General features: G+C 70.5%; 18 protein-coding genes and 1 pseudogene. 9 read left to right on the top strand and 10 right to left on the bottom strand.

Features of this window, described 5'->3' with window-relative positions:
* Positions 1–221 precede the first annotated feature (221 nt).
* Complete coding sequence (locus tag AC31A1_RS27565) at positions 222–635, bottom strand: TlpA family protein disulfide reductase (RefSeq protein ID WP_318014728.1); 414 nt, start codon at positions 633–635, stop codon at positions 222–224.
* 75 nt (positions 636–710) lie between these two features.
* Here AC31A1_RS27565 and AC31A1_RS27560 point away from each other — a divergent pair, with 75 nt between their 5' ends.
* Together AC31A1_RS27560 and AC31A1_RS27555 are read left to right on the top strand one after the other, a co-directional pair.
* Positions 711–1127, top strand: coding sequence for a DUF4395 domain-containing protein (locus AC31A1_RS27560; protein WP_489655916.1), 417 nt, complete (start codon positions 711–713; stop codon positions 1125–1127).
* Positions 1128–1313: 186 nt separating this feature from the next.
* The gene (locus tag AC31A1_RS27555; protein WP_489655915.1) at positions 1314–2048 is read left to right on the top strand and encodes a lysophospholipid acyltransferase family protein; all 735 of its coding nucleotides are present in this window, start codon (positions 1314–1316) and stop codon (positions 2046–2048) included.
* A gap of 4 nt (positions 2049–2052) precedes the next feature.
* Here the strand turns inward: AC31A1_RS27555 and AC31A1_RS27550 are convergent, their stop codons facing one another.
* The 5 genes from AC31A1_RS27550 to AC31A1_RS27530 form a co-directional block, all read right to left on the bottom strand.
* Positions 2053–2745 carry a B3/B4 domain-containing protein gene (locus AC31A1_RS27550; protein ID WP_489655914.1) on the bottom strand — a complete coding sequence of 231 codons (693 nt, stop codon included), beginning with the start codon at positions 2743–2745 and terminating at the stop codon, positions 2053–2055.
* Between the two features lie 8 nt (positions 2746–2753).
* Positions 2754–3326, bottom strand: a complete 573-nt coding sequence (locus tag AC31A1_RS27545) for a transglutaminase domain-containing protein (protein WP_489655913.1) — start codon at positions 3324–3326, stop codon at positions 2754–2756.
* 97 nt (positions 3327–3423) lie between these two features.
* Positions 3424–4494 carry a threonine aldolase family protein gene (locus AC31A1_RS27540; protein WP_489655912.1) on the bottom strand — a complete coding sequence of 357 codons (1071 nt, stop codon included), beginning with the start codon at positions 4492–4494 and terminating at the stop codon, positions 3424–3426.
* Entirely contained in the window at positions 4491–5237 is a 747-nt protein-coding gene (locus AC31A1_RS27535) for an SDR family NAD(P)-dependent oxidoreductase (RefSeq protein WP_489655911.1), read from the bottom strand. Before AC31A1_RS27535 ends, AC31A1_RS27540 begins: the two co-directional genes overlap by 4 nt.
* Before the next feature lie 38 nt (positions 5238–5275).
* On the bottom strand, positions 5276–6673 hold the full coding sequence (locus AC31A1_RS27530) for a DUF6421 family protein (RefSeq protein WP_489655910.1): 1398 nt from the start codon (positions 6671–6673) through the stop codon (positions 5276–5278).
* A gap of 407 nt (positions 6674–7080) precedes the next feature.
* Here AC31A1_RS27530 and AC31A1_RS27525 point away from each other — a divergent pair, with 407 nt between their 5' ends.
* Entirely contained in the window at positions 7081–7764 is a 684-nt protein-coding gene (locus AC31A1_RS27525) for a glycerophosphodiester phosphodiesterase (protein WP_327405863.1), read from the top strand.
* A gap of 21 nt (positions 7765–7785) precedes the next feature.
* Here the strand turns inward: AC31A1_RS27525 and AC31A1_RS27520 are convergent, their stop codons facing one another.
* Positions 7786–8325: a GNAT family N-acetyltransferase gene (locus AC31A1_RS27520; protein WP_489655909.1), complete on the bottom strand. Its 540-nt coding sequence runs from the start codon at positions 8323–8325 to the stop codon at positions 7786–7788.
* 76 nt (positions 8326–8401) lie between these two features.
* Here AC31A1_RS27520 and AC31A1_RS27515 point away from each other — a divergent pair, with 76 nt between their 5' ends.
* The 3 genes and pseudogenes from AC31A1_RS27515 to AC31A1_RS27505 form a co-directional block, all read left to right on the top strand.
* The gene (locus AC31A1_RS27515; RefSeq protein ID WP_489655908.1) at positions 8402–8794 is read left to right on the top strand and encodes a VOC family protein; all 393 of its coding nucleotides are present in this window, start codon (positions 8402–8404) and stop codon (positions 8792–8794) included.
* Between the two features lie 99 nt (positions 8795–8893).
* Complete coding sequence (locus tag AC31A1_RS27510; RefSeq protein ID WP_489655907.1) at positions 8894–9655, top strand: VOC family protein; 762 nt, start codon at positions 8894–8896, stop codon at positions 9653–9655.
* 16 nt (positions 9656–9671) lie between these two features.
* Positions 9672–10068 (top strand): annotated as a pseudogene (locus AC31A1_RS27505) (aldo/keto reductase); the annotation flags it as partial.
* Between the two features lie 71 nt (positions 10069–10139).
* On the opposite strand, the gene AC31A1_RS27500 reads toward AC31A1_RS27505, so the two are convergent.
* The 3 genes from AC31A1_RS27500 to AC31A1_RS27490 all read right to left on the bottom strand — a co-directional run bounded on the left by AC31A1_RS27500 (position 10140) and on the right by AC31A1_RS27490 (position 15101).
* Positions 10140–12725, bottom strand: a complete 2586-nt coding sequence (locus tag AC31A1_RS27500) for a cellulosome protein (protein WP_489655906.1) — start codon at positions 12723–12725, stop codon at positions 10140–10142.
* Between the two features lie 118 nt (positions 12726–12843).
* On the bottom strand, positions 12844–13416 hold the full coding sequence (locus AC31A1_RS27495) for a MarR family winged helix-turn-helix transcriptional regulator (protein WP_489655905.1): 573 nt from the start codon (positions 13414–13416) through the stop codon (positions 12844–12846).
* On the bottom strand, positions 13413–15101 hold the full coding sequence (locus AC31A1_RS27490) for an FUSC family protein (protein WP_489655904.1): 1689 nt from the start codon (positions 15099–15101) through the stop codon (positions 13413–13415). Before AC31A1_RS27490 ends, AC31A1_RS27495 begins: the two co-directional genes overlap by 4 nt.
* A 168-nt stretch (positions 15102–15269) precedes the next feature.
* Between AC31A1_RS27490 and AC31A1_RS27485 the strand changes: the two genes are divergently transcribed.
* The 3 genes from AC31A1_RS27485 to AC31A1_RS27475 form a co-directional block, all read left to right on the top strand.
* On the top strand, positions 15270–15860 hold the full coding sequence (locus AC31A1_RS27485; protein WP_489655903.1) for a DUF5134 domain-containing protein: 591 nt from the start codon (positions 15270–15272) through the stop codon (positions 15858–15860).
* 94 nt (positions 15861–15954) lie between these two features.
* On the top strand, positions 15955–16890 hold the full coding sequence (locus AC31A1_RS27480) for a M56 family metallopeptidase (RefSeq protein ID WP_489655902.1): 936 nt from the start codon (positions 15955–15957) through the stop codon (positions 16888–16890).
* A gap of 135 nt (positions 16891–17025) precedes the next feature.
* The coding region (locus AC31A1_RS27475; protein WP_489655901.1) for a phosphatase PAP2 family protein at positions 17026–17618 on the top strand (593 nt) is incomplete at its 3' end.

Here is a 17618-nt window from a genome sequence, read left to right as displayed (position 1 = left end):
GGGCTGGGGGTCCCCCCGCTCGAGCGAAGCCGAGAGTGGGGGAGGGGGCCGTGCTGCTCAACAGCCCGGACAGCGCGCGCTCGCGGTGCGGGCCAGGTCGACGTGCACCCGCCCGTAGAGAAGGAGTTCCGAAGGCATACGGTCAGGCTGACGATAGGTGGTGCGCACAGTCAAGTACGTTCCGGCATATGGGAGATGACTCACCGTCGTCCTCACGACCGTCAGACCGCCTCCCCCAGAGCCGCGATGACATCCGCCTTGCGGGGGAGGCCGGTGGCACGCCGTACGACCCGCCCGTCGGCATCGAGGACCAGCACAGTGGGGGTCTTCAGGATGTCGAGTTCCCGTACGAGGTCCAGATGGTCCTCGGCGTCGATCTCGATATGGCTCACCCCGGGGACCATGCCGGCCACCTCGCCCAGCACCCGGCGCGTGGCCCGGCAGGGCGCGCAGAAGGCGCTGGAGAACTGCACCAGGGTGGCCTTCTCGCCGAGGTCGCCGCCCAGTTCGGCGGCGCCGAGCCGTTTTCCGCCGTCGCGCCCACGCACGCGTACTCTCCCGCTCCGCCGCCGATGCAGCACTCCGTAGGCACTCGCCGCCGCGAGCACCACCACGCACACCACAAGTCCGCTCATCGACCCTTCCAGCGTTCACGAGACTGCAAAGATTCCCGGCACCACGAATCCTTTCCCGTGCGGAATCCTTGATTCATGGACATCGACGTAAGAGGGCCACGCTTCGGGGCGGCCCTGACGACCGCGGTACTGGCGGTCGTGCTGATCACCGGCAGCTTCTGGCTGCTGGCCTGGCAGACCCTGGCGTTCGCGCTGGGCGCGGCGGGCGGCGTAGGCCGTTCGCCGTACGGCTGGCTGTTCCGGAAGGCCGTACGGCCGCGGATCGGACCGCCGGCCGAGTTCGAGTCACCGGAGCCGCCGCGGTTCGCGCAGGCGGTCGGGCTGGTCTTCGCCGGGGTGGGACTGGTCGGTTTCGGCCTGGGTCCCGACTGGCTGGGACTGGCGGCGACCGGGGCCGCGCTGGCGGCCGCGTTCCTCAATGCCGCGTTCGGGTACTGCCTGGGGTGCGAGATGTACCTGCTCGTGCGTCGAGTGACAGTTCGCGCACAGTAAAGGAAACTTAAAAGGCCGAGGTGGATCAAGTGATGGAAGTGACGAGGATCTCGCCGTTCTGCGGCACGAGGACTGGCCACTCGTCCGTTCTTGGGGCACGATCTGCGCAATGCCGTAAACCTACGGCTGCGTAACTTTCCCGCCCGGAGAACCCCTTCCAGGCAGAGAGAAGGGTCCACCCCGTCCATGGCTGAGCTTGTCTACCGCCCCGTCATCGGTCTCGCCCAAACGCTGTTCAAGGCCTGGGACCTCAAGATCGACTGCAAGGGGTCGGAGAACATTCCGCGCTCGGGCGGCGCCGTGCTGGTCAGCAACCACATCAGCTACCTGGACTTCATCTTCGACGGTCTGGCCGCCCTGCCGCAGAAGCGCCTCGTGCGCTTCATGGCCAAGGAGTCGGTGTTCCGGCACAAGATCTCCGGTCCGCTGATGCGCGGCATGAAGCACATCCCGGTGGACCGCAAGCAGGGCGAGACGGCCTACCAGCACGCGCTGGACTCGCTGCGGTCCGGCGAGATCGTCGGCGTCTTCCCCGAGGCGACGATCTCCCAGTCCTTCACCCTGAAGAGCTTCAAGTCGGGTGCCGCGCGCATGGCCCAGGAGGCCGGCGTCCCGCTGATCCCGATGGCGCTGTGGGGCACCCAGCGTCTGTGGACCAAGGGGCACCCGAAGAACTTCAAGCGCAGCCACACCCCGATCACCATCCGGGTCGGCGAGCCGGTGGAGGCCCCGCAGGACCAGTACGCGGGCGCGATCACCCGCCGCCTGCGTGAGCGCATCCAGGAACTCCTCGAAGCCGCCCAACGCGCTTATCCGGTACGGCCCAACGGCCCGGACGACACCTGGTGGATGCCGGCCCACCTCGGCGGCACGGCACCGACCCCCGAAGAGGTCAAGGCGGCCGAGGCCCAGGCCCGCTGAATCGTCACACCGGGGCGTGGACGGTGATCCGCGCCCCGGGGCTGAACTTCTCCAGCAGTTCGGCCAGTTCGGCGCCGGCGCGCTCGACCTCGGCGACCGGCATCGGCGCCAGACTCTCCAACAGGAAGACGGCGGAGGTCGTTTCCTCCGTGAGCCTGGTGCGCGGCCCCTGCCGCCAGTTCCAGCGGCGGCACGTGACACCGGCCGCGTCACACCACACGACCTCGCCCGCGTCGGGGTGTTCGACGACCTCCTCGCCGCCCGCGACGGTCACGAACTCCTCGTCCCCGACGGCTCGTTGGAGGGTCATCGCACCCTGGATGCGGTCGGTGTCCTCACCACCCACGGGGATCAAATGGGCGACGCTGATGGCGTTGTAGAGGTCGACCAGCACATTGATCCGGGGCAACCCGCCATCGGAAAGCGCCCTCTTGGCCAGCGCCTCCGCCGAGTTACGGGTCCGCGACGGCTTCGACCCGAACGCCGTGTACACCTCCCGCCAGGCCACCATGTGCGGGTCCTCGTGCGGGGCACGCCCGTCCAGTCGTACGGCGAGACGGCGGGCCGCGTCGCCGAGGAGCGCCGAACTCGCTTCGGTGCTCGGCCCGTTGACCAGTCCATGGGCCTCGATCGCGACATGGGTGAAACCGGGCGCGAGGGCGCGGACTTCGTCGGACACGGTCAGCGTGAGCGTCATGAATTGCCTCAGAGTGCGGTCGGGAGCGTCTGCCACAGGTGCGCCCGGTCGGGGGCGGCCTTGAGGGCGCTCAGCACGACCGGGTGCGGTTCAGCGTACAGGACCGGATAGTCCACCTCATTGAACTCGGGATCGGGCACGAAGGCCAGCCGCTCGCCGTCGAGCGAGAACTGCGCGTCCACACCCGGCTTGTTGCCACGCGGGTCCTGACGGTGCCAGGCCCCGTTGAAGCGCACGGCGACCAACCCGTGCACCACGTCGAACTTCTGGTAGCAGAGCGCCGTAGGAATGTCCTCGGCCCGCAGCAGCGCGGCCAGCGCGTGCGCCTTGGCGTAGCAGATGCCGGTGCCCTGCTCCAGGACGTCGGAGGCCCGCCAGGTGACGCGCGGGTCGCCGGAGTCCTGCGAGTGGGGAATGTCGTCCCGCACGTACTCGAACGCCAGCCGTGCATAGCCATACGAGTCCGCGGCACTCCTGGCGAGACGCGCGGCCGTCTCCCGCACGAGGGGATGGCCGTGGTCGATGGCCTCGTCGGCAGCCAAGTACGCGGACAGGTCGGGGGTGTTCTGGATCAGCTCCATGGTTGCAGAGCATAGGAAAGCGATCACCCGAGAGTCAATGACTTTTCATAGGAACGCATATCTATGCACAACGCAACCCGACTCCGAGCCGGGAGGCCTAGCGGGCCATCTCCTCCTTGAGCGCCGCCACGAACGCGTCCACGTCGTCCTCGGTCGTGTCGAAGCCGCACATCCAGCGGACGTCGCCGGCGGCCTCGTTCCAGAAGTAGAAGCGGAAGCGCTTCTGAAGGCGTTCGCTCACGTCGTGCGGGAGGCGGGCGAAGACGCCGTTGGCCTGCACCGGGTAGAGGATCTCCACGCCGTGCACCGCGCGGACGCCCTCGGCGAGGCGCTGGGCCATCTCGTTGGCGTGGCGGGCGTTGCGCAACCACAGGTCCTTGGCGAGCAGGGCCTCCAACTGCACTGAAACGAAGCGCATCTTGGAGGCGAGCTGCATGGACAGCTTGCGCAGGTGCTTCATGTGGTTGACGGCGTCCTGGTTGATGACGACGACCGCCTCGCCGAAGATCGCGCCGTTCTTCGTCCCGCCCAGGGAGAGGATGTCGACGCCGACCGCGTTGGTGAACGTCCGCATGGGGACATCCAGGGACGCCGCCGCGTTGGCTATCCGGGAACCGTCGAGGTGGACCTTCATGCCGTGGGCATGGGCGTGGTCGCAGATCGCGCGGATCTCGTCGGGCGTGTAGAGGGTGCCGAGTTCGGTGCTCTGGGTGATCGAGACGACCTGCGGCATCGCACGGTGCTCGTCGTCCCAGCCGTAGGCCTGCTTGTCGATCAGTTCGGGTGTGAGCTTGCCGTCGGGGGTGGGGACCGTGAGGAGTTTCAGGCCGCCCATGCGTTCGGGGGCGCCGCCCTCGTCGACGTTGATGTGGGCGCTCTCGGCGCAGATCACCGCGCCCCAGCGGTCGGTGACCGCTTGGAGCGCGACGACGTTCGCGCCGGTGCCGTTGAAGACCGGGAAGGCTTCCGCCGTGGCGCCGAAGTGGCTGCGGATGATGCCCTGGAGGTTCTCGGTGTAGTCGTCCTCGCCGTACGCGACCTGGTGGCCGCCGTTGGCCAGGGCCAGGGCGGCGAGCACCTCGGGGTGGGCACCGGCGTAGTTGTCGCTGGCGAAGCCGCGGATCTCCGGGTCGTGATGGCGACGGGCGTCGGTCTTCGGAGGGTTCACGGCTTCTCGGTCAGCCACAGACGGTTTCCGTTCACTTCGGTGGCGGGCTTGTCCCAGACGCCGGCGATGGCCTCGGCGAGGTCCTTGACGTCGGTGAAGCCCGCGAACTTCGCGTTGGGTCGCTCGGCGCGCATCGCGTCGTGCACCAGCGCCTTCACCACCATGACGGCGGCCGCGGAGCTGGGCCCGTCCTCGCCGCCGGTCTTGCGGAAGCCGTCGGCCATGGCGAGGGTCCAGGCCTCGGCGGCGGCCTTGGAGGCGGAGTATGCCGCGTTGCCGGCCGTGGGCTTGCTCGCGCCCGCCGCGCTGATCAGCAGATAGCGCCCGCGGTCGCTGCGCTCCAGGCCGTCGTAGAAGGCCAGGGAGGTGTGCTGGACGGTGCGGATGAGGAGCTTCTCCAGCAGGTCCCAGTCGGCGAGGTCGGTCTCGGTGAAGGTGGCGCTGCCGCGCCAGCCGCCGACGAGGTGGACCAGGCCGTCGACGCGGCCGAAGTCCTTCTCGATGTGTTCGGCCCAGTCGCGGGTCGCCCGCGGGTCGAGCAGGTCGACGGTGTCCCCGACGACGGTCGCGCCGCCGTGCGCGTAGCGGGCCGCGTCCACGGCCTCCGCCAGGCGTTCGGGATGCGCGTCCGCGCCGACGACGGTCGCGCCGGCCTCGGCCAGCCGCAGCAGCACGGCCCGGCCCGCGGGCCCGCCCGCTCCGGCCACCGCGATCACCGCGCCGTTGAGCGCCCCGTTCCCCATGGTCCTCGCCTCCTGAGCCAGTTCTGTGGTGCGGCCGCTCACGCGGCGATCCGCTCGGCGCTCTCCGCCGTGATGCCCCGGGTCGACGCGATCACGTTCTTCAGCTTCTTGGAGAGTGCCTCATAGAACATGCTCAGCGGAAACTCGTCCGGAAGCACGTCATCCACGAGTTTCCGCGGCGGCAGGCTCAGGTCCAGGGCGTCCGGGCCCTTGGCCCAGCGGGAGCCCGGGTGCGGGGCGAGGTAGGTCGCGACCAGCTCGTAGGCCTTGAACCAGTGGACGAGCTTGGGGCGGTCGATGCCCGCGCGGTAGAGGTCCTCGATCTCGGCGCACAGCTGGTTGGTGACCTCGGGGGCACGCTGCCAGTCGATGTGCAGCTTGTTGTCGGTCCAGCGGACGACGTCGTGCTTGTGGAGGTAGGCGAAGAGGAGCTGGCCGCCGAGACCGTCGTAGTTGCGCACGCGCTCGCCGGTGACCGGGAAGCGGAACATGCGGTCGCAGAGGACCGCGTACTGCACGTCACGGGCCTGCGGGACGCCGTCGGCCTCCAGCTTCACCGCCTCCTTGAAGGCGGTGAGGTCGCAGCGCAGCTCTTCGAGGCCGTACATCCAGAACGGCTGGCGCTGCTTGATCATGAACGGGTCGAAGGGCAGGTCGCCATGGCTGTGGGTGCGGTCGTGGACCATGTCCCACAGGACGAAGGCCTCCTCGCAGCGCTTCTGGTCGTCGACCATCGTGGCGACGTCCTCGGGCAGTCGCATGCCCAGGATGTCCACGGCGGCCTCGGTGACCCGGCGGAAGCGGGCGGCCTCGCGGTCGCAGAAGATGCCGCCCCAGGAGAACCGTTCCGGCGCCTGCCGTACGGCGATGGTCTCCGGGAAGAGCACGGCCGAGTTGGTGTCGTAGCCGGAGGTGAAGTCCTCGAAGGTGATGCCGCAGAACAGCGGGTTGTCGTAGCGGGTCGCCTCCAGCTCGGCCAGCCAGTCGGGCCAGACCATGCGCAGGACGACCGCTTCGAGGTTGCGGTCCGGGTTGCCGTTCTGCGTGTACATCGGGAAGACGACCAGGTGCTGGAGTCCGTCCCGGCGGTTCGCGGCGGGCTGGAAGGCCAGCAGCGAGTCGAGGAAGTCGGGCACCGGGAAGTCGGCGGCGGCCCATTCCGCGAGATCCCTGACGAGCGCCGCGTGATAGGCCGCGTCATGCGGGAGCAACGGGGAAAGCTCCTCCACGGCACCGATCACCTGGTGCATGGCGGAGTCGACGTCCGCACGGTCCGGGGCGCTCTCGACCTCGAAGTCGATCGAGCCGTCCTTCGACTGCCATGGCCGGATCCGCTCCACGGCATCCTTGAGCACGGGCCATGCCGGATGCTCCACCACCCTGGCCGCGGGACGAACCCGCTCCTCAGAACCCACCTGCACAAGAATTTCCGTCATGTCCCATCCTCCACGGGAGAACCTCGCGTATGGACACCGTATGCGTTCGTGGTTTCTCCCAGCAAGTGAGCGATCCGCAAATTATCCTGCGCGACCCGGACCGTCACCGCCTTTTTTCCTGCCAGACACAAAGAAGGCGACTACTTCCGCTGCCGCGGGGTAAGCGAGGCGCCGCCCGCGACCGGGAGCCGGTTTCGGTCAACGCCCACGGGACTCGCCCACCCCTGAGTGACGGCGGCGCGCAGTAAGCTCCAGGTACACCCCGGCCGTCGCCCCCAATCCCCCGCGTACGCACGGGTACAACGCCGGGCCCGGCCATTAGGCTGCGGCTCTGCCGCGTGGACGCCGGTGTCCGGCCGCGCCCACGCGCGCGCGCCGAGCCGCCGTCGACGGAAGCGAGTTGAACCTTGAACTTCCTTACCATCGGTCACCGCGGAGTCATGGGTCTCGAACCCGAGAACACTCTCCGTTCCTTCGTCGCCGCCGAGCAGGCCGGCCTCGATGTCATCGAACTCGATCTGCATCTGAGCAAGGACGGCGCCCTCGTCGTCATGCACGACGCCGACGTGGACCGCACGACCGACGGGACCGGTCCGATCGCCGAGCGGACCCTCGGCGAGCTGCGCACCCTGGACGCGGGGCGCGGCGAGCGCGTGCCGACCTTCGAAGAGGTTCTGGACGCGGTCAAGTCGCCGGTCCAGGCCGAGATCAAGGACCTGGCGGCGGCACGGGCGCTGGCCGAGGTCATGCACCGGCGGAACCTGGTGGAGCGGGTCGAGGTGTCCTCGTTCCACGACGAGGCGATCGCCGAGATCGCCCGCCTGGTGCCCGGCGTGCGCACCGCGCTGATCGCCAGCCGCTTCGGCCCCGACGTGGTGGAGCGCGCCACCGAGGCCGGTGCCGAAACGGTCTGCCTCAACATCCGCCGGCTGACCCTGGAGGTCGTCGAGGCGGCCCGCAAGGCGGACTTGAAGATCATCGGCTGGGTGGTGAACACACAGGACCAGCTGCGGCTCGTCCGCGCCCTGGGTCTGGACGGCGCGACCACCGACTACCCGGAGATCAAACGCACGGGCCGCTTCACGGCGTAGCGGACCGAACGGCCGTAGAAATCAGGCGAGTTCCTTGAGCAGCAGCTCGAACTGAAGGTCGTCGCGCTGCGGAATGCCGAACCGCTCGTCGCCGTACGGGAACGGGGTCATCCGGCCCGTACGGCGATAGCCGCGGCGCTCGTACCAGGCGATGAGGTCGTTCCGTACGGAGATCACGGTCATGTGCATCTCCCGCACACCCCAGGTCTCCCGGGCGGTGCGCTCCGCCTCGGCGATGATGACCTTGCCGAGGCCGCCGCCCTGGAGCTGCGGACTGACGGCGAACATCCCGAAGTAGGCGTGGTCGCCGCGGTGTTCGAGCTGGCAGCAGGCGACGACCCGTCCCTCGCGCTCGACGACGAGCAGCCGGCTGTCCGGCGACTTGATGACCGCCAGCACGCCTTCGGGATCGGTCCGCTGCCCTTCGAGGATGTCCGCCTCGGTGGTCCAACCGGCACGGCTGTCGTCCCCTCGATAGGCCGACTCGATCAGCACGACGAGGGCGTCCGCATCGGCGTCGGTGGCGTCGCGGAAGGTCAGTCCGGTGGCGGCGGTGTCCATGGTGCACAACTCCGATCAGGGCGCGGCTCAGGCAGAGACGAGGGTAACGCGCCCCTGGAGGCTAGGCTCCGGCCGCATGGTGCACGTACTGAGCAGCCGCATCCTGCTGCGCCCCACCGATCCCGAACGCTCCCGCGCCTTCTACGGCGAGCGGTTGGCCCTGCCCGTCTACCGCGAGTTCGGCACAGGTCCGGAACGCGGGACCGTCTATTTCCTCGGCGGCGGCTTCCTGGAGGTCTCCGGCCGCGCCGACACCCCGCCCTCCCCCGCCGTACAGCTGTGGCTGCAGGTCGCGGACGCGGGCGCCGCGCACGAGGAGCTGCGGGCGAAGGGGGTCGAGATCGCGCGACCGCCGGTGAAGGAACCCTGGGGGCTGGTGGAGATGTGGATCTCGGATCCGGACGGGACACGGATCGTGCTGGTGGAGGTGCCCGCGGATCATCCGCTGAGGTACCGGCCGGGGATGTAGGTCTACGACGACCACGGCGCCGTTTCCGCGCCGGATGGCCGGGGTCGCGGCCGGGGCTTAGCGTGCTGGGAGGGGAGCTTTCTGCGGAAGAGGAACGCCATGAAGCTCGACAGGCCGGTGATCGGTGGACCCTGCTGGACAGAGCTCGGGACCAGTGATCTGGAGGCGGCCAAGCGGTTCTACTCGGACGTGTTCGGCTGGCGTCCGGAGACCGATCCCAGGCCGGAGGCGGGCGGTTACACGGTCGCGCACATCGGTGACGCGGCGGTCGCCGCGCTGACACCGCTGTTCCAGGAGTCGCAGCCGGTGGCGTGGAACGTGTCGTTCGCGGTGGCGGACTCCGACGCGACGGCGGAGCAGGTGCGCGCGGCGGGCGGGACCCTGCTGATGGAACCGATCGACGTGTTCGACATCGGGCGCTTCGCGGTCGCACTCGACCCGGGCGGCGCCGTGTTCCAGATGTGGCAGGCGCGGACCTTCCCGGGTGCCGGGCTGTTCAACGCGCCCGGCGCGCTGGGCTGGGTGGAACTGCTGACGCGGGCGCCCGAGCGGGCCCAGACCTTCTACACGACCGTGTTCGGCTGGACCGTCCGTCCCTCGGAGCACTACCCGCAATGGGGCATCGACGGCGCCGACTTCGGCGGCATGATGACGATGGACGCGAAGTTCCCACCGGAGGTGCCTCCGCACTGGCTGCCGTACTTCGCGGTGTCGGACGTCGACGCCACCGCCGCATCGGCTACGGAGGCGGGCGGCACGGTCCTGATGGAGCCGACGTCCATCGGGAACGTGCGGCGGATTGCGGTGCTGCGGGATCCGCAGGGGGCGATGTTCGGGGTGTATGCGGACGAGGAGGGTTGAGGGCGCCTGCCCAGTAGGACAGTTCGTCGACACGGCCGACATCTACTCTGGCGGCGAGTCGGAGCGGATACTCGGTGAACTGCTGGAAGGACGGCGCGAGGAGTTCGTGCTGGCCGTGAGGGGTTTGGACCTCGTTCGCCGGTTCGCAGCTGCGCTACAACCTGTTGGAGCGGACACCAGAGCGTGAACTGCTGCCGCAGGCAAGGGCGTTCGGGCAGGCGGTGCCGGCGTGGGCGCCGTTGGCGGCCGGAAAGCTCACTGGCAAGTACCGCCGGGGTGAGGCGGGTCGGCTCGACAGTTGGGGCGACAAGCCGAACTCGCGGGAGGAGGACGTCATTTCCGCCGTCCTGGAGATCGCCGGACAGGGCGGCTGGAGTCCGGCCCAGGTCGCGCTGGCCTGGCTGATGGGCCGACATCGACGACCGGCGCTCCGGCTACCGCCGCACGGCGACCGAGGTCCTCTGGCGCCCCGGCACCTTCGGTGTCACGCCAGCGGCGTCACCGTCACCCGGTCGATCACCGGTGCGTACGCGGAGCGTTGGCCGTACTGGTTCCTGGAGTGGCCGTCGTGGTCCGGGAGTTCGTCGGCGGTGAAGGTGAGGGTGTTGGCGCCCTGGTCGAGGGTGGCGGGGACGGAGAGGTCGTGGAAGTTGTTGAAGTGGAAGGTGGTCGGGAACAGGACGCGCTGCGGGACGGCACCGTTGACCGCGATGTCGGCGTGGCGGCAGACCGGGTCCGGGTTGTAGTGGGTGGCGGGCGCCTGCTCGCCGTTGGAGTAGCGGATCGTGAGCGCGTGACGGCCGGACCGCTCCGCCGTCACGGTGAGCGTGAGGGCGTTCGCGGGGCCGCCGCCGATGCCCTCGACCGCCTTGCCGCCCGTGGCGAAGGTATAGGCGCCGGTGACCCGGGCGCTGCCGGTCGTGGTGCCGTCCTCGGCCGGGTACGTGGAGGTGGGGAGGAGGCCGCGTGAGGGGCCTGTCTGGAGGCGGTCCAGGACGAGTTGGTCCGAAGTGGCGGTGACGGTGACCTTGTTGATGCCCGACGTGAGGAACAGAGGAGCCGGGGATCGTTCAACAATCCCAACGTTCTCGCCGTTGATCGTCAACTCGCCCTCCCCGGGGCCGATCCGATCGACGGTCACAGCTGCCTCCCCGTCCTCCGCCGCGTGCACCCAGAACGTGGCGGTGCCGCCCCGCGGCAGTACGACGACACCGGGTCCCGAGGCTCCGAGCTGCCCGTAGTCCACGCGAGCGCCACCCGCCAGGGCCGCGAACTCGGCGTCGTACAGCGCGGGTGCGGTCACCTGGTCGTCGCGCAGGGCGAGGTCGAGCCGGTCGACGACCGCGTCGCCCCGCGTGACACCGAGGTCATGGTCCTGCGCGGCGAGGGTGATCGTGTGCGCGCCGGCGGTCAGTTCCACCCGGGTGTCGGTGTGGCCCCACACCGCCCACTTGTAGCCGAGCGGCAGCCGGAGTTCCCGCGGATCCCCGCCGTCGACGCGCAGGAACACGTTGGTGGGTCCCTGCTCGCGCACCGTGTCGGCCAGGTTGTAGGAGTTGGCGAAGACGCTCACGTCGTAGGTTCCGTCCCACGGGACCTCCACGGAGAAGACGAGCACGCCGTCGGAACCGGTGCGGAGTCCGCCCACGTGGTAGCCGGTCGAGCCCGCGAACTTGTCGACGTCGGACGGGGACCCCTCGGGCCCGTTCAGCGAGTGGCCGTCACCGATGTAGGCCGCGTCCTCCGCCTGGTACGAACGCCGCCAGCCGACCGATGGCGGCAGCGTTACGGCCCCCTTGCCGCCCGGAGACAGGATCACCTGGTAGGCCGACATCGCGTCCAGGTCGGTCAGACGCAGCGTCACTTTGCCGTCCAGGATGGGGAGTTCACGATCCGCGAGCCTCAACGGCTGCGCGGAGGCGCCGACTTGGCCTGTCCAGGGGATCTCAAGGAGCCGCGCGTGGACGGTCGTACCGAAGACTTCGGGGTCGACGTGCTCGAACACGACGTCCGCCGATCCGCCCGCGCCGCCGAGCAGCACCCGCGCCTGCCGCTTGGCGCGGTCGAGCGCGGCGACGCCTTGGAGCGTGTACTGGACGTTGGGGCGGGGCGCGGCGACCTGGACGGTGTTGCCCGTGAACTGCCCGTAGGCGTTGAACAGCCACCACTGGCCGTTGCCCTTGTTGGCCTCCACCACCGAGTCGTTGAGGTTGCCGTCGATGTTCCAGTACGCCATGTCGGCGTCGACCTTGGACTCCTCGATCGCGGCGATCCACTGGATCATCTGGCCCGGGACGGACAAGTGGTAGTTGTGGGCGTACTCGTTGATGTTGACGGGGAGCGGGCCGATGCCCAACTCCCGCTCCAGCGCACGGTACTTGGCGACGCTCGTGCGGATCGCGTCGGGCGAGGACAGCTCGTGCCAGGTGATCACGTCGGGCAGTACGTCCTCGGCCCGGGCGAACTCCAGGAAGCCCCTGACCTCGTCGTACAGGAGGCAGGTGTTGGGGCCGGCGATGCGGGCGCCCGGGTCGAGTTCCTTGATGAGGCGGTAGACGTCCCGCCAGGCGGCGAAGTAGGGGCGCGGTTCGGTGCGCCAGGAGACCTGGTCGTAGCTCCACTCCCCCGTGCCGAACATGTTGCCCTCGGGCTCGTTGAACGGGACGTACACGACATGGGACTTGTAGGCGCCGAGGGTCAGCACCTGGTCGACCTGGCGGCGGACGCGGGCCGTGAAGTCGGCGAGGCGCTCGGCTCCGGTGTCACCGGGCCATTCGTAGGGGAAGCCGCGGTAGATGTCGGTCATGTAGACGTAGACGTCCTGGCCGCCCGCCTCGACGAAGGGGCGGAGGGTCTCCAGGGCGTCGGCGCCCGGGTGCTGGGTGCCGTCCTGGGCCTTGGTGGAGACCGTGCGGACGTACATGCCCTCGACGGCGTTGCGGCTGGGGACGCCGTCGCCGTACAGGCCGTAGAGCGTGCCGCTCGCGCCTCCGTGGAAGGGGCCCGTGTCGGTGCCGAGGTCGACGGTGAGGTTCCCGGAAACAGGAGCGGCGGAGGCTGCGGCTGCCACGGCATCAATCCCTTGTTCGGCATGTCGTACGTCAGTCGGTGTCCCGGACCGGCTTGATCGAACGTAGGGAGATCACGCGACGCGCGTCAACGGTCCGTCGGCGCCCGCGTGCGGCGGCTCAGACGCGCAGCATGCCCAGCCGGCCTTCCAGCTGGACGAGCAACTCGCCGAGCAGGGAGGCGAGTTCGCCCTGTCCGGGGGTGTCCAGACCGGCGAGCACGGTCGTCTCGTAGGCGAGCTGCTCGGGCAGGATCGCGTCGACGAGGTCGCGGCCGGTGTCGGTGAGACGGACGTGGGCAACGCGCCGGTCACGGGTGTCGCCGCGGCGCTCGACGAGCCCGCGTTCGGTCAGCAACTTGAGGCGCTTGGTGACGGCGGCGCCCGAGGAGAAGGTCTCCCGGGTCAGCTCGCTCGGCGTCAGCTCGTGCCCGGTGCGGCGGAGCGCGCCGAGCAGGTCGAACTCGGGGCGGCTGAGCCCGGCCCTGCGCAGCGGGGCGTCCTCGGCCTGCTGGAGCAGGGCGGCGCACCGGTTGATCCGGCCGATGATCTCCATCGGGCCGGTGTCGAGGCCGGGGTGCACGGCCTGCCACTGCCCGACGACGGCGGCGACGGTGTCCCGCCGGGTCGCACTCGGAGGGATCGGGCGGGCCGCGCCGTCCCCGTCGACCGGCCGTCCGCTCATTGCCGTCATCCCCGTACGCCCTCCGTCTTTCCGCCCGTACGCCGGTCCGCGGTCGGCCAGGAGGGCGACTCCCGGCGTCGTACCGTCGCGGCGAGCGTACGGTGTCCGGACTGTTCGGCGAGCACGACCCGCTCCTGCGGCAGGGCGCGCTGCCACCACTCGCCGGACGCGGCGTCGACGGTGGCGCGCAGTTCGACGAGCGCGGCGGCGAGCGCGCGGTGCGCGGAACGCAGCGCTCCGGGCGCGGGAGCCTGCTCCGCCAGCAGGCGCGCGGCCCGCTCCCGGGCCCGTTCCACCGCGGTCAGCGCCTCCTCGATACGGTCGGTCGCGCGCCGGTTGGTGACGACGGCCGCGGCAACGAGGCCCACCAGCGCGCCCACGAGGGTGTCGACCACCCGCTCGGCGATCAGCTCACCGGGCTGCTGCGCCCGCGCGAACTCCGTGATGAGCAACGCCATCGGGGTCACACACACGCTGCCGAGCCAGTAGTTGCGGCCGATCAGCGCCTCCGCACCGAAGTTGAAGGCGAGGCAGCACAGCACGAGGGCCGCCGGATGCGCGTGAGCGAGCGGCGCGACCCCGGCGAAGACGAGCACCCCGGCGAGGTTCCCGACGACCCGCTGCACACCCCGTCCCCAGGTGAGCGTGATGTTCGCCTGGTAGAGGGAGGCGGCGGTGACGAGGGCCCAGTAAGGGCGGCCGACACCGAGGGCGAGGGACACGTATCCGGCGAGCGCACAGCCGAGCGCCGTGCGCAGCACGAGCGGGGTGAGCGGACCGAGCCTGGTCCACAACGGGCGGGCGGGGGCGGCCAGTTCGGCGTCCACACCGAGGAGTTCGTCCACGGCGCCGGCCGGGACGTCGGTCTGCGGGGCCGGTCCCCTGCCGCGCAGTTCGCGGGCCCACGTGCGCAGCCGCTCCGGGTCGGCGTCCGCGGGCGCGGCGAGCGCGACCTCGGCACGGACGAGGAGGCGTTCGAGAGCGCGTCGGGGTGGGGTACGGCTGCCGGTGGCGAGGAGGGAGTGCCAGGCCGCGTGGATGGCCGCCGCGGCGGCGGCACGCGCGCGTGCGTCATCGTCTCCGGTGCCGTGTGTGGCGGCGTACGTCGCGGCGGCGTTCAGGGCCTGGGCGGTGGCGCGGCGCTCGGGGCCGTAGGGGCGGACGAGTGCGGGGGCCATGCCGACGAGCCATGCCCAGGCGCCCGCGGCGGCGGCCAGCGCGAGGTGCGCGGGGACCTGGCCGAGTGTCTGCGGTGCGAAGAGCGAGGCGGAGCTGATGAAGGTGAGGACCACGTTGCCGGGCGGGCCGATCCGGCTCGCGTCGCACAGTCCCTTCTGTACGGCGGCCAGGGCGGCGCCGACCGTGACCAGCACGACGGCGTTCGTGGTGAGCGAGGCCGTGACCAGCGCGACGGCGAGACCGGCGATCATGCCGAGCACCACCCCGACGAGGGCGCGGGCCCGGGCGGCGTAGGGCTTGTTGTGGGCGTAGAGCGCGCACAAGGAGCCGGCCATCGTGTACATCGCCAGGTCGAGGCGGCCGAGGGCCAGCAGGGTCAGGTTGGGCGGGGCGACCGAGGCGACCGCGCTGAGCGCGGGCTTGAACCAGATGTCGGACGGCCGGCCGAGACGCAGTACGCCGGTGAGCGGGAGACGTCGGACGCGTGGGGCGGGGGCGGGGGTCGCACTGCTCATGGGAAGTAAGTTTAGCAGGTGTTTTACTCGTGAAATATTTCCGCCGGGCATGCCGCCGGGGCGCCACTGACCTGCCGCGCTCCGTCGAGTGCTCCCCGTGTACACCGTTGCGCTTGATTGCGCCCCGTGCGGCACGGGCATCCTGTGACCGAACGTCGACGGAGAGCGATGTCCGAGGCGGAACGGGGGATGCGCGTGCATGGTGGACCGGCTTCGCCCGGCTGGCTGTTGGTCGCGCTGTGTGCGGCGACCGGGGCCTACTGCCTGCTGCGGATGCGCAGCCCTGTCGAGGAACAGCGCCGGGCCGCGGGCGGCGAGGCGCTGATGGGCTTCGGCATGGCCGCGATGGCGGTACCCGCCGCGGTGTTCACGCCACCGTCCTGGGCGTGGCCCGGCTACGCGGCGGTGTTCGGCGCGGCGGCGCTGCGCGCCCTGTGGTCGGCGCGCAGGAGTCCGCACCATGTGCACCATCTGCTGGGCACCGCGGCCATGGTCTACATGGCGCTCGCGATGGCCGCCTCGCCCGCGCACCACCACGAACACGGCGACTCCGGAGTCCCGCTCCTGACGGGCGCGTTGCTCCTCTACTTCGTGGGATACGTGCTGCTGTCGGGCATCCGGCTGGTGCCGGTCGCCGGAGCGGTGACCGGCGCGGCCGTCGGCGGCGGGAGCGTCGGCTGGGGCGACCGGCCGGAGCTGGCGCGGGCGTGCCGGCTGTCGATGGGGATCGGCATGGTCGCGATGCTGCTGACGCTCTAGGCAGGACAGGCGCGGCTGTACGACATCGTGGTCTGCGTCACTTTGCCGTGACAAGCCGTACCCCTGATCACCGCGGCGCTCATAGGGTGCTCCCATGATGGTCCCCGCGGCACTGTTGCTGCTCGGCGCCTTGGCCGCCGTTGTCGCCCCACGGCTGCTCGCCCGGGCCGACTGGCCGGACCATGAGCCGGTGCTCGCGCTGTGGGTGTGGCAGTGCGTGGTGGCGGCCGTCCTCCTGTGCTGTGCCCTGTCGATGACGCTCAGCGCGGCCGCCGCGTGGCAGGCGGTGCGCGGCCATGTGTTCGCCAACGCCCCGCACGCGGTCGTGGACGCCTATCCCCTGGTGACGACCGGGCCTTGGGCCGCCACGACCGCGGTGGCCCTCGCGTGCGGCGGAGCGTGGACCGCGGCGATGCTGGTCCGTGAGGTCGTACGGGCCCGGGCACGGCGTCGGCTGCGCAGGGCCGAACTCCTCGTGCGCGCACCGGTGTTGCCCGGCGAGGAGCCGGGCGCCGAGCCGCTGGTCGTCCTGGAGGGGGAGCGGCCGGACGCCTGGTGGATGGCCGGTACCGCGCCCCAACTGGTCATCACCACGGCCGCGTTGAGGCGTCTCAAGGGGCGGCAGCTGGACTCACTGCTCGCACACGAACAGGGGCACGCACAGGCCCGGCACGACTGGCTGCTGCACTGCTCGGGCGCGCTCGCGAACGGGTTTCCGCAGGTGCCGGTGTTCGCCGCGTTCCGGGACGAGATGCACCGGCTGGTCGAACTCGCCGCCGACGACATGGCCTCCCGGCGCTTCGGCCGCCTCACGACCGCCCTCGCACTGGTCGAACTCAACGAGGACCGCGGGGTGTTCGGACCGTGCCCCACTCCCCACGCCCATGTTCCGCAGCGGGTGAACCGGCTGCTCACTCCCCCGGACCGCCTCACGGCGATGCGCCGCCTGGGCTGGACCGCGACGGCGGCGCTGGTGCCGGTGGTTCCGGTACTGGTGGCGTTCGTGCCGGGGTTGCGGGCGCTGGGCTGAGGAGGGCCGGGGCAAGGCCGAGAAGGGCCGGGCAAGGCCGAGAAGGCGCCGCGGTCAGGGCACACAAAGGACGCGGGGGATGTGCTCCCCGGGCCGGGCTGGCTCCGCCCACCGCGAGTCGGCGAGGATCGTTCCATGCACCACCCGCCCCGCCCGACTCTCCGGCAGACCGGCATCACCCTCGCCCTGTGCTCCGCGCTGCTGCTCACCCTCGTCGCGGTGGAGTGGCGTCCACTGATCGACGTCGACGAGCGGATCGCCCGGACCACGCATCGCTGGGCGGTCGAGAACCACGGCTTGACGCATACGTTCCGCATCCTGACGGACTGGGTCTGGGACCCGCTGACCATGCGCCTCGTGTGTGCGGCCGCCATGGTGTGGCTGGTGTGGCGGCGTTCAGCATGGTGGACGGCGCTGTGGCTGGCGGCCACATGTGCGCTGGGCACACTGCTCCAACAGACCCTGAAGGCACTGGTCGGCCGCCCCCGCCCGGCATGGCCCGACCCCGTCGACTCGGCCCACTACGCCGCCTTCCCCTCAGGCCATGCCATGACCGCCACGGTGGTCTGCGGCCTGCTGCTGTGGCTGCTGCACGACTACGGCGCCGGACGCGCTGTGTGGCGTACGGCCATGACCCTGGCCGTGATCTCCGTCGCGGGTGTGGGACTCACCCGTGTGTGGCTGGGCGTGCACTGGCCGTCGGATGTGGTGGGCGGGTGGCTGCTGGG

The organism is Streptomyces sp. P5F9 (assembly GCF_057961495.1).
The sequence above is the reverse complement of the archived record's forward strand: the minus strand, read 5'-3'. Positions and strand labels throughout refer to the sequence as shown.